Origin of the sequence: Aquimarina algiphila (genome assembly GCF_007489275.1) — a bacterium.
Classification (GTDB): Bacteria; Bacteroidota; Bacteroidia; order Flavobacteriales; family Flavobacteriaceae; genus Aquimarina; species Aquimarina algiphila.
The window spans coordinates 1-11,518 of the sequence record NZ_VLNR01000001.1; the positions used below are offsets into that span (position 1 = coordinate 1).

11 protein-coding genes and 3 pseudogenes are annotated in these 11,518 nt (G+C 31.1%); 9 read left to right on the forward strand and 5 right to left on the reverse strand.

What is annotated here, in order from left to right; translation table 11 throughout:
* Nucleotides 1-75 precede the first annotated feature (75 nt).
* The 5 genes and pseudogenes from FOF46_RS00005 to FOF46_RS00025 form a co-directional block, all read left to right on the forward strand.
* Nucleotides 76-849, forward strand: a pseudogene (locus FOF46_RS00005) (IS982 family transposase); the annotation flags it as partial.
* A gap of 7 nt (nucleotides 850-856) precedes the next feature.
* Nucleotides 857-1,189, forward strand: a pseudogene (locus tag FOF46_RS00010) (transposase); the annotation flags it as partial.
* A gap of 18 nt (nucleotides 1,190-1,207) precedes the next feature.
* Nucleotides 1,208-1,354: pseudogene (locus tag FOF46_RS32425) on the forward strand (IS982 family transposase); the annotation flags it as partial.
* 281 nt (nucleotides 1,355-1,635) lie between these two features.
* Nucleotides 1,636-1,911, forward strand: a complete 276-nt coding sequence (locus tag FOF46_RS00020; protein ID WP_143915036.1) for a hypothetical protein — start codon at nucleotides 1,636-1,638, stop codon at nucleotides 1,909-1,911.
* A gap of 3 nt (nucleotides 1,912-1,914) precedes the next feature.
* A complete protein-coding gene (locus FOF46_RS00025; protein ID WP_143915037.1) occupies nucleotides 1,915-2,790 on the forward strand; it encodes a hypothetical protein in 876 nt (291 codons plus the stop codon).
* Between the two features lie 15 nt (nucleotides 2,791-2,805).
* Here FOF46_RS00025 and FOF46_RS00030 read toward each other — a convergent pair whose 3' ends face one another.
* Complete coding sequence (locus FOF46_RS00030) at nucleotides 2,806-3,912, reverse strand: hypothetical protein (protein ID WP_143915038.1); 1,107 nt, start codon at nucleotides 3,910-3,912, stop codon at nucleotides 2,806-2,808.
* Nucleotides 3,913-4,035: 123 nt separating this feature from the next.
* On the opposite strand from FOF46_RS00030, the gene FOF46_RS00035 reads away from it, so the two are divergent.
* The gene (locus FOF46_RS00035) at nucleotides 4,036-5,298 is read left to right on the forward strand and encodes a hypothetical protein (protein ID WP_143915039.1); all 1,263 of its coding nucleotides are present in this window, start codon (nucleotides 4,036-4,038) and stop codon (nucleotides 5,296-5,298) included.
* 11 nt (nucleotides 5,299-5,309) lie between these two features.
* Here the strand turns inward: FOF46_RS00035 and FOF46_RS00040 are convergent, their stop codons facing one another.
* Together FOF46_RS00040 and FOF46_RS00045 are read right to left on the reverse strand one after the other, a co-directional pair.
* Complete coding sequence (locus tag FOF46_RS00040; protein WP_143915040.1) at nucleotides 5,310-5,879, reverse strand: hypothetical protein; 570 nt, start codon at nucleotides 5,877-5,879, stop codon at nucleotides 5,310-5,312.
* 152 nt (nucleotides 5,880-6,031) lie between these two features.
* Complete coding sequence (locus FOF46_RS00045; protein WP_143915041.1) at nucleotides 6,032-6,376, reverse strand: hypothetical protein; 345 nt, start codon at nucleotides 6,374-6,376, stop codon at nucleotides 6,032-6,034.
* Between the two features lie 100 nt (nucleotides 6,377-6,476).
* Between FOF46_RS00045 and FOF46_RS00050 the strand changes: the two genes are divergently transcribed.
* Nucleotides 6,477-6,701, forward strand: coding sequence for a hypothetical protein (locus tag FOF46_RS00050; RefSeq protein ID WP_109437422.1), 225 nt, complete (start codon nucleotides 6,477-6,479; stop codon nucleotides 6,699-6,701).
* 188 nt (nucleotides 6,702-6,889) lie between these two features.
* Here FOF46_RS00050 and FOF46_RS00055 read toward each other — a convergent pair whose 3' ends face one another.
* Complete coding sequence (locus FOF46_RS00055) at nucleotides 6,890-8,212, reverse strand: S41 family peptidase (protein ID WP_167571708.1); 1,323 nt, start codon at nucleotides 8,210-8,212, stop codon at nucleotides 6,890-6,892.
* 134 nt (nucleotides 8,213-8,346) lie between these two features.
* On the reverse strand, nucleotides 8,347-9,135 hold the full coding sequence (locus FOF46_RS00060) for a helix-turn-helix transcriptional regulator (RefSeq protein ID WP_109437424.1): 789 nt from the start codon (nucleotides 9,133-9,135) through the stop codon (nucleotides 8,347-8,349).
* Nucleotides 9,136-9,318: 183 nt separating this feature from the next.
* Between FOF46_RS00060 and FOF46_RS00065 the strand changes: the two genes are divergently transcribed.
* Nucleotides 9,319-10,431, forward strand: coding sequence for a hypothetical protein (locus tag FOF46_RS00065; protein ID WP_143915043.1), 1,113 nt, complete (start codon nucleotides 9,319-9,321; stop codon nucleotides 10,429-10,431).
* Between the two features lie 12 nt (nucleotides 10,432-10,443).
* Nucleotides 10,444-11,508, forward strand: a complete 1,065-nt coding sequence (locus FOF46_RS00070; protein WP_143915044.1) for an Ig-like domain-containing domain — start codon at nucleotides 10,444-10,446, stop codon at nucleotides 11,506-11,508.
* Nucleotides 11,509-11,518 lie beyond the last annotated feature (10 nt).

Genomic DNA, 11,518 nt, shown 5'->3' on the forward strand with positions numbered 1-11,518 from the left:
ACCCGTTGTGCATTTAGAAAAAGTTGCGCAAACTGCTAAAAGGCAGTAAATTGTAGTTACGACACTATAATTCATATGCACAACTTTCAAGCAAATTACGATAAAATACTCAAGGTTTTAAAAGGATTAGATTCAAAAATGGATTATTTACATCAAATACGTAAACCTAAATTGAGAGATAAAGAACTCATAGCTATTGATTTAACTTCAGAATATATGAGTATTGATAGTGAATGTCAACTTTTTAGAATATTGCCATCTAATTTATCTGCCAAAATCGAGCGAAGTGTTTACAATAGAAGAAAACGAAAATTATTTTGCTTTAGAGAATCACTTCGCAAAGAATTGGTGTTCACATTGAATCAGTTTGAACATTGTTATATTGTTGATAGCATGCCTTTGGAAGTCTGCAAATTATCAAGGAGTTCCAGAAGTAAAATCTGTAAAGAGCAAAATTATAGCTTACCTGAAAAAGGGTATTGTGCTAGCCAATCAAGCCATTATTATGGATACAAACTTCACGCTGTTTGTTCTGCACAAGGTGTTATAGAAAGTATGGACATTAGTCCTGCTTCTGTACACGATATCAATTATTTAAAAGACATAAAACATCAACTCAAGGATTGTTTACTGCTTGGTGATAGAGGGTATTTATCAGCAGAATATCAACTAAATCTATTTGAATCTCATAATATTAGGCTTAAAACTCCGATGCGTAAGAATCAAATTAATTACAAAGAACAACCCTATATTTTCAAGAAATCTAGAAAACGTATTGAAACATTGTTTTCTCAACTCTGTGATCAATTTATGATTCGAAGAAATTATGCGAAATCTTTTGAGGGATTTNCTCAAGGATTGTTTACTGCTTGGTGATAGAGGGTATTTATCAGCAGAATATCAACTAAATCTATTTGAATCTCATAATATTAGGCTTAAAACTCCGATGCGTAAGAATCAAATTAATTACAAAGAACAACCCTATATTTTCAAGAAATCTAGAAAACGTATTGAAACATTGTTTTCTCAACTCTGTGATCAATTTATGATTCGAAGAAATTATGCGAAATCTTTTGAGGGATTTAAAAATAGAATCTTATCAAAGATCACAGCAATGACCATTATTCAATATATCAATAGGTTTGAATTCAACAGAAATATAAACAACCTAAAAATTAATATTAACTAAATGCACAACGGGTTANAATTTATGATTCGAAGAAATTATGCGAAATCTTTTGAGTGATTTAAAAATAGAATCTTATCAAAGATCACAGCAATGACCATTATTCAATATATCAATAGGTTTGAATTCAACAGAAATATAAACAACCTAAAAATTAATATTAACTAAATGCACAACGGGTTAATATAAATATAGTATAGGATACTATTCGTTTTGATTGATTCATCTTGTATAAAATTAATATGATTACTTACTTTTATTGCGAATTCGCATTGATTTGACAAAGTGTTGTTAAAAAAGGTTACAAAATTGTTATTTAACACTTCGATAAATACATTATTTGTATTAATATGTATACCTTAAATATTCTCAACTCTTCAATAATACTAAGGGTTGATATATAAAAGTCATTTGCAAATGTTACTTTTGAAATATTAAAGAATAGCATTATGAAAAAGCCAACTCAATCAGAAATTTTTACAGATGTTAAAGACTTTGTTTCTAAATTCTCAAGGTTTCCTGTTCATAAATTGAAGGACAATTTTATATTAAAAAGTCACCCACTTAAAATGAATAATCCACAACTAATTAGTATGGCATTGGCACTAAGAGGGTATGTTAAAAATTTTGAACCTAATGCTACAATTTTAGCAACAGAAATAAAGAAAAGTAATTTAACCGTTGCTCTACTTTGTAATTTGATCAATAACAAAATAAACCACTAGGTTATGAAAAGTTATTTTATTCCAATTGTAGTAGTATTATGTGTATGTATTATTCCTGCGGACCTCCTTTCTCAAGATGATACTAAAAATTGGTTAGAGCGAAATAATATTAGCATTAGAAAAACTTTTGATGGTTCTGTTAATGAATATAAACCTGCTACGTTTAGTTTCTTTGAGAATCATAAATCAGATAATGATTTTATAAATGTAGATTTAGCTATTAAATTTGGCGAAATCGAGTTACTGGAACATACAAATTCTGTTTTATTGCTATATCCGGTAATAGAATGGCATAAGTCTTCTAATGAGGATAATGAAAATGATAAACTAAGTGCTGGTATTAATGCAGAGTATTATTTTGGTCAAAGTTTTACACTAAAACCTTATCTGTTATCCAATTTTGCATTTAAACGTAATCTTTTGGAAGATCATAATGAGCTAAGGTATGTGGGACAATTGTCATTTATTGGTGACCCAGAATATTCATATTTACCCGGAGTTACATGGCGTTTTAAAAATGATGAAGTAGATTATAAAGGGTTATACTTTCCATATTTTGGTTATGAATACAATGAAGTCCCTGATCTGGTTTCACAAGGAAAAACGGAAACATTCTCTGCCTTATTTGCACGATTATTTGTAGAATACTGGGCTTTACCACAATCTATACAGCTTATTTTTGACGGAACTTATAGAGGAGTTTTGGGCGATAGTTCTACCATAAAAAAAGAGCTTCCTTTAGTAAATCTTTCATTTAATTATTATCCAGGAAAACAGGAACATATCAGTATAGGTGTTACTTATAGAAATGGATATGCTCCTGATTTAAAATATGCCAAAATAGAAACTACCGCCATTAGTCTTAATGTGAAGTTTTAAATATAAAAATGAGTTTTATTTAATTGTAACCCCTTTTGGATTAGAGAATTTACCGGTAACTAACCAACCTCCAAAATCTTCAGATACCGCTAACAGCAGTGTATTTTCTCCTTTTTTTAGATCCAAATATATTGCATCAAACAATCCAACAGTTCCTAAATATCGATAGTCTCTGGATCTCCATCTATTGGTTCCTTTATAAATAGCATTATTATTCAAAATAGCAACCACCCTATCACTATATCCAAATTCAAATAATTTTACCTGGTCCTTATCCGATGTAAAGGTAATTTTTGCAAAAACAGTATTTCTCGGAGTTCCATCTCTTAAAATTACCTCTCTTGCAATATTAGCAGCGGTACCTTCTTCTACCTGAATCATTTTACCCCACTTTCTGGACTTAACAACCTTTGTTAAATTCGTAATATCATCTAACTGCTTTTCTTCAAAAATATCAGAAACTTGCCATTCTGGAACTAACCCTTCTATTGGTTTTCTTTTTATTGGTTTAAAATCTACAATGTCATATTCATTTTTATTAATTGTAAAATTTGCATAGTGCATAGCCGAAGCTCCTCCCCCCCCTATAGCAATTTCTCCTTCACGGGGTTCACGAATCAAATCCCAAGATAGATTCGGTTTTTTTGCATAATCCAAATATATCTGAGCTCTACGACCGTTAACTACTAGTTTTACATGTGTCCAACCGTCATAATTATAGTCATAGGGAAAAGAATATCTCGGTCCAAAATAGAGTTGCCAAGGCGAAACCCCATTAATAACTGGGGTAGCTTGATTTGCATCGGGTTTTCCTGGCAAATGAGCTCGTAGATAAAAAGATTCCATATTAGATCTATCTACTGCCCTAAAGCGAACTCCTGGGAACCCCTGACGTTCTGTGAGATACACATCAAATTCTATAGTCCCATTTAAAAATTTGGTGTCCTTGAGGTATGCTAAACCACGTTGAATATAAATAGCGTCTTTGCCTTTAAAATTCTCTAAGACATAAGACTGAGCATTAATTTCCCAATGTGTTGTATCAATAGGGATAATATTTTGTGATTTTGTAGTGTGAATACAAAGTGTGCTCAATAAAACGAAAGTGAATACCTTGATCATTAGATTTAATTTTTTGATTGAACTCAAAGTTCTAACCTATTACCAAATAAAGCAGAAACAAGTTCATTCAAATCGATTCAATGTTGTTCAAGTCGTATTTTTTGATGATTTTTGTTAGAGATTATGAATACATATCCAGAATATAAATTAGTACAGAAATGTCTCCTCGAAATTGAAGAAAATCTCGAATGGGGAAGTTCTGATGTTTGGCATAATGATGTATTTATTGAATTAAGCGAAACTATCCAACAACATACTCAAGTTCTTTTAAGTCCTACTACATTAAAACGAATTTGGGGTAAAGTGAGCTACAAAAGCGCACCTAGTATTAGTACCTTAAATACCCTTTCACAATTTGCCGGATATCTAAACTGGAGGGATTTTAAACATAAGAATGAAAGTCAAAAATCCTCATGGTTAGAAAAAAAAGTCTTGCAAAATATGGGGATTATTGCAACATCTGCGGCGGTTTTGACAATTGTATTTATTTCTTTTTATTCTATGATTGGATCTAATCAGAATACATCGAAAACAATTGACTTCACAAAAGTTGAATTTAGTAGCCGCCCCATAACTGATGGCTTACCTAACTCTGTAGTTTTTGATTTTAATTTAAATCATATTACATCAGACAGCATCTATATTCAACAGTTTTGGGATGTCACCAAGACTATTAAAATAAATCCAAAACAAGATCAGGCAACAGGAATCTATTACTACCCTGGTTATTTTGGGGCAAAACTTCTAGTTGATGGTAAAATTATAAAAGAACATGATTTATTTATTACCTCTCCTGGTTGGATTGGTACAATAGATTACAAGCCTGTTCCTAAATATATACAAAGTGATAATCTGTTTCATAGTAATTTGTCTTTTCCGAAATCTATTATTAAAGAAATTACAACCAGTACAGAACCTATTGTTTCTTCTTTTCATTTGGTAAAAGATTTTAAAGGTTCTTCTGGAGATAACTTATCTATAAAAACTTCAGTACGAAATGTATATAACGAAAAGTGGGCCATTTGTCAATCTTTAAAAATTGTAATTCTTGGAACGAACGGTGCTCTAGTCATCCCTTTTTCAATACCAGGATGTGTTTCTGATATCAACCTTATGCTTAATGATTTATACTTAAAAGGTAAGGAAAATGATCTTTCTGCGTTTGGCGTCGATTTATCAGAATTTAGAACAATACATATAGATATAAAAGAAAAACACGTAACTGTGTTAATAGACAATAAAAAAATCTATTCTGGACAGTATAATAAATCTATGGGGAATATTGTTGGTCTTCGATATCGGTTTTTGGGAGCTGGAGAAGTAGCTCATTTGAATGTAACAGAAAAACTCAATGAAGAAGTAATTCTTGATGAAAATTTTAAATAGTTAGATTACATTTATTTTTCTTTCCAACCCCAAGGTGCCTCGGGATTTTTGACTGGTTTTGTAATATCCATTACTACTCTAAAAACTCTTGGTGTTCCTAATCTTCTCAAATTATATGTGAATTTTGTATCATCTATAGTTATCCACCAAACATTTGTTGAAGCTTTAGGAATCATTTTTTGCGTGTCTTTATCTGCAGGAAATATCTGTATATCCTTTTGTCCAGGATTCGTTGTTATACCTCCATACTGAGTGATCTTATCTTCGGTACCATCTTGATGTCTATGATCATGTTTCAGCATAATTCGATCATTAATATGAGTTAATACCCAAGTTCTGGATTTATCTTCTCCTACAAAAAACGGTATTTTAATTACATCATTACTACATTGACGCACATGCATTATTAATTTTTTTCCTCCAAACTGGTCATCCTCTGCTGGTAATTCTAGAATGCCTTCAAATGATTTTCCACATAAATTCTGTAAAGAATTCCAAAATTGTTGAGAAGGATTATCATCCTGTGCTGTTAATGACATTAAACAACTTAAAAAAAGAAAAACAGAGAATACTTTAGACATATCAATACTAATTTGCAATAGTTAAGAAAGGTATAAACTTCTTTTTGAATTTAATCTAGAATTGTTAATGATAATTTTAGAAATATAAAAAAGGACCGTAATGTACGATCCTTTTTTATAAGTATAGGTAAGTTCAGGGTATTGATTAAATTTTATTCTCCTGCTAATATCACATAAGAGTTGGTAACGGGAGATATGCTATATTCTTTAACATTTTTAATATCCTTCAAATGTTTGTCAGCTTCTTTAAAAGCTGTTTCTAACGCACTTAATTTAGAATTTTTATTAACAACAATGGTCTTAGATAATACATTACCATTAGTATACTCTATTGTGATTCTCCATTTCTTTAAAGAATGCGCATTTTTATTTTGAGAAGCATCTTCTTTTTTACGCTCAATTTTATCTTTCTTTTTTAATGAGATAGGATCTGTTATCGATGGGGTTGCATTTCCTATAGATACACAAAATACTACAGTTGCCAATAAGAGTTTCATAGTTTGATGATTTTGAATTTGTATTTCACGAATATACAAACATTATTTTAATAATCAAATATTTTTTTAATAAAAATTTATTTGATTAATCAAACATTATATGTATGTTTGTTTTATGGTTAATAGAAAATTAAAAAAGCTCCTTAAAAAAAGTAAAGGAGCTAAAACGGTATATGGTATTTCAAAAGTTCTGGGAGTAAGTCCGCAGGCCGGAGATTATGTCGTTAAGCGAAAAGATCTATTAAAAGACTTTGAACGGTTAAAGAAAATAGCCGATTATATGGGAGTGGAAATAAAAGATATTATAGATTATAAAGAGAAATAAGTAAACTCTCTTACTTTTATAGCTTGATCACTAAAAATAGGCTTGAAGTTTTACTCCAAAAACAAAACCAGATCATTTCTAAGAGTTAATCTTATAGGATATTGGCTCCTTTAAAATTATCTTTTCTTAGAAATGATCTGGTAGATCATCTTTCAAAAGGTATGCTTTAAATAATTAGTATCTAATTATTAATGTGCTACAACTTTTGCTGTAATTTTTTTTAGCATTGCTCGAGCATTATCTCCAACACCTCCATCAGGATCCATTTTTATGGCTTTATTATAATACTCGATTGCTTTTTCCTTATTCTCTAAATTTAAGTAACTTTCTGCAAGACTATCCCAAGCATTTGCAGAATCTGGAAACAGAAGGGTGTTTGATTTAAAAATAACCTGAGCTATTTGTGTTTTCTTACTTTGCATGTATTCGTATCCAAGTTCATTAATACTTCCTTCTCCAAGTATATTGGCTTTTACCAACAACTCAAGTTGTTTATGTACTTTATTTTTATCTGCTTCTTCTCCGTTTTTATCTTTTAAAGCAGTAAGTGCCTTTTCTAATGGTACAAAAAGAGAATTCTTATACTTTGAAGCTTCTTCTATTGCCAATTCCTTTGCTTTTTCCAGAGCATCATCAGCAACCATTTTAATATCTGGTTGTACACCAACTCCCTCCCAATTTGTTTTTGTAACTGTATTAATAGTTCTTGCAAAAGGTATCCCTATTCCAAAACCATGATCCAAAGGAAAATATCGTGTAGGGTGAGCCCCTCCTCCTGTGACTTCCCCAATTATAGTAGCTCTACTTCTACTTTGCATGGTATATGAAAAATCTTCTGCCCCAGAAAATGTGGATGTACTAGTTAGTATATACACCGGTACTTTAGGTCTTTTTGTTCCATTTACATCCACAACCCATAATTCTTCGGTATGATTTTGTGCACGAGAATATATAGAATTAAGTAATACTTTTTCATTAAAAAAGTAACTGGATAGATAGTTAACAGTGGTTGGATGTCCTCCTCCGTTTCTTCTCATGTCAATAATAATAGCATCCGCAATTTGCATCTCTTTCATAACAAGGTCTATCTTTGCCAGATGTTCTTCAGAACCACCAAAAAATGCCAAATCTATATAACCAATATTAGATTTCAAAAGTTGAAATCCTCGTAACATTGGAGATCTATACCTGGCTAGATTTGCTGTAATTGATCTTTCTTTTTTCTTTTTTACTTGATCTTTTCTAGGGGCCGAAAAACGAAGATGTTTATCTTTTGTAATCTTTTGCAATTCTAAGGTAAGTGCTTTTGCTAAATCAGCGGGAGATTTTTCATCAAAGAAACCTTTTTTCATTAATACATCAAGGTGCGCATTTGTTTCTTTTGCTTTATCCAAAAAGATATAATTCTTTTCTAATAATTCTTGTGCCTGTTTTATAATATCATTATTATGATACTGAGAAAAGGAAGGCGTTAAAATGAAAAGAAATGCGATTACTATTATACTTTTCATAAAGACTGCTTGTTTCATGATTATTGAATGACTTAATTAATTATATGAATAATGTAATACACTACTAGTTATGTAAATTAATGAAGAAAAAAGCTTAAAAAATAGGATGAAATTAACCTAGAAGAAATAATCTATTATATTTTTCTAAATTCATAAGGTCTAAAACCTGTGTTGAGCTTAAATATCTTCGAAAAATGGCTCTGATCAGAAAAACCGCATAAAAAAGTAATTTCTGTGAGAGACTTATTACTATGCTTTAAAAATAAAATGGCTTTTTCTATTTTGATTCTGCGCATATACTCTCCAAGCGTACAATTAAAGTATTTGGAAAAATATCTTGAAATCGTAACAGGATGTATATGAAGCTCCTGAGATAATTCTTCGAGTGTTATAAACTCATTCCAACGATCACATAATAACTCTCTAATAACATCTACCCAGGGAGGTTTGCAGTCAGTTGCTTTATTATAACCCGAAAACAAGGTAAGTAATGACGAATGAACAGATACTGAAGAAGAGATATCATTAACTCGTAGTTCTTTATATATCTTTAATAATTCAAACTGAACCTCTGTATTTTTAAGTATTGATGTTTTAAAATCAGAAGTTGAAAGTTCATTTTGCATAAAGAATAGATCATCTATTTCTATATTAAGATTCTCAGAAGGAAATGCGGTATGCCGATTACGATGTATTTCTTCTTTATCATATAATATGATACTTCCTGGCAGTACCTGAATATCTTTTCCTTTTCTAGATTCTAAGTTACCCCCTTGTAAAACTAAGGAAAGATGATACTTTTCATGAGAATGCCAATCTTCTGATACTGGTTGATGATATTTAACCATAGAAATATCATAATTATCAAAAGAAAACTGTTCTGTTGTTTTACCTAAAAACTCTTTAGTTTTTAATGAGATCATGACATGTTATCAAATTAGAAATCCAGCAAATACTCTTAAATATAAAGATAATTTTTGCGCAAATATAATGCCACTAAAAAATGCTCAAAAAATACTCTTAATCATATTAGCAATTCTTTAACTGTAGACATACTACTTTTTCTTTACTTTTAAAAACATCGATCATTCTATAAATCGCACACCATGAAAACATTAGTAACATTCATCATCACTTTGATTCTATTTTTTTTGACCATCACCGGTAACGCAAATTCTTCTTTAAAAGCTAATTTTACTACCGGTAATCCTGAGATTAAATCAATTAATTCTATGACCTTCGGACCCAAAGGCATATTATTTATTGGGGATAGTAAATCTGCACAAATAGTTGCAATTGACGTAAGTTCACATCCAAAAGTTGATAATAGTAAGGTAAAAATAGACCTTTTGGATCAACTTATTGCTGATATGTTAGGTACTACAACAGACCAAATACAAATTACTGATATGGCTGTTAATCCTGAGAATAATAATATTTATTTATCTGTACATCATGGTTCTGGAACTGCTATATTATTTAAGGTAGATAATAATAAATTAAAACCAGTATCTCTAGATAATATTTCTCATAGCAAAACTTCTTTACTTGATCCAATCGCAATGGATGCAAAAGACAAACGAGGTCGAGAACTTCGTAAGTGGGCGGTAGCAGATATGCAATATACTTCTGGAAAAATTATGTTATCTGGTTTAAGTAATAAAGAATTTGGATCCACTTTTCGGTCAATCGATTTTCCGTTTACTAAAGAACAGAATTACAGCTCTCTAGAAATTTATCATGCTGCACATGGTAAATATGAAACACATGCTCCTATAAAAGCATTTGTTCCTACTAAGATAAAAGGGAGTTCTCATATTATTGCTGGATATACATGTACCCCATTGGTCATATTTCCTACAGATCAAATCAAACCAGGTGTTCATAACAAAGGAAGAACTGTCGCAGAACTCGGCAGTGGAAACAGTCCTGTAGATATGATTGAAGTGGAAAATGAAGGGAAACGATATTTACTTATTGCCAATAGTAATAGACCTCTAATGAAAATGGAATTTTCTGATTTAGAAGCTTATGAAGGTTCTCTCACTACTCCTGTTATCAAAAAAGGAGCTGCTGTAGGTGTTGATTATGTAAATTTACCTTTTGTAAATGTCCAACAATTAGATAACTACGGACCATCTGGTTTCTTAATCGTACAACGAGAATCGAATGGAAATTTAGCTTTAAAACAAGGACGTACCTGGTGGATCGAGAAATAATACTAACAAGCCATGCATAACAAGTTTAAAAGCATTGTTAGTGTCATATTTATATCGTTTTATTTTGTTTTGGGGATGTTCTCGCAGACATCTCCAAGGTTTAGCTTTGGCAAAACCCGTCTTACTATAACAGATGAGTTTAACCTTTCTAATAATCTTAAGGTGTATAGAGGCCAAATTTCTGAAGAAGAACTTGATCGTACACATCCCATACTGGGTACAATACAGATAGATGAGCTAGAACTTCATTTTACACCATTGGTGCCTTTTGGATGGAATCAGGAGTATACCTTTATATATAACAATACCATAGAATATTTTACTTTAGAGATACCTGAAGCGTATAATTATCTTGCGGTAGAAGCGATTTATCCTTCTGCAAAATCACTCCCTTCGAACCTGTTAAAGTGGTATGTACAATTTTCTCATCCCGTTAATGAAGTTCATGTGTACGATTATATTCGTTTTATAAATAATCAGGGAGATACATTATCCAGGACTACTTTATCTCTTGAAAATGCTCTTATTAGTGAAGACGGAAAACTGTTAACTGTCTGGATAGAGCCCGGGCGACAAAAACGTGATTTAATTCCTAACAAACAATTAGGGCCAGTATTCGAAAACGATGCTATGTATCAATTAATCGTATTAAAAAACATAAAGGACCGACAAGGTGTTTCCATGCAAAAAGATTTTACTCATTTGTTTAAAATTACTTATGCAGATCGAATACAGCCCAGTATGGGTTCTTTCAAAATTTTACCTCCAGAAAACAATGATGATTTGGTTATTTTTCTTGGTGAATCCATGGACTATGGTAGTACCCTAAATAGCATGAAAATTATTAATGCTGAAAAACAAGAAATCTATGGAGAATGGCAACTAACAAACAATGAATCAACATTAATTTTTACTCCAAAACATCCATGGAAAAAAGGGCAATATCAAGTTTTGATTGATTCTCGCCTAGAAGATCTGGCAGGAAACAACCTAAATAGATTATTTGATAGTGGAGTTAGTATTTTAGATAAAAAGCAACTTTGCGATGAATATAAACTAGAATTTAGTATTAAATAAAAGGTGGGCT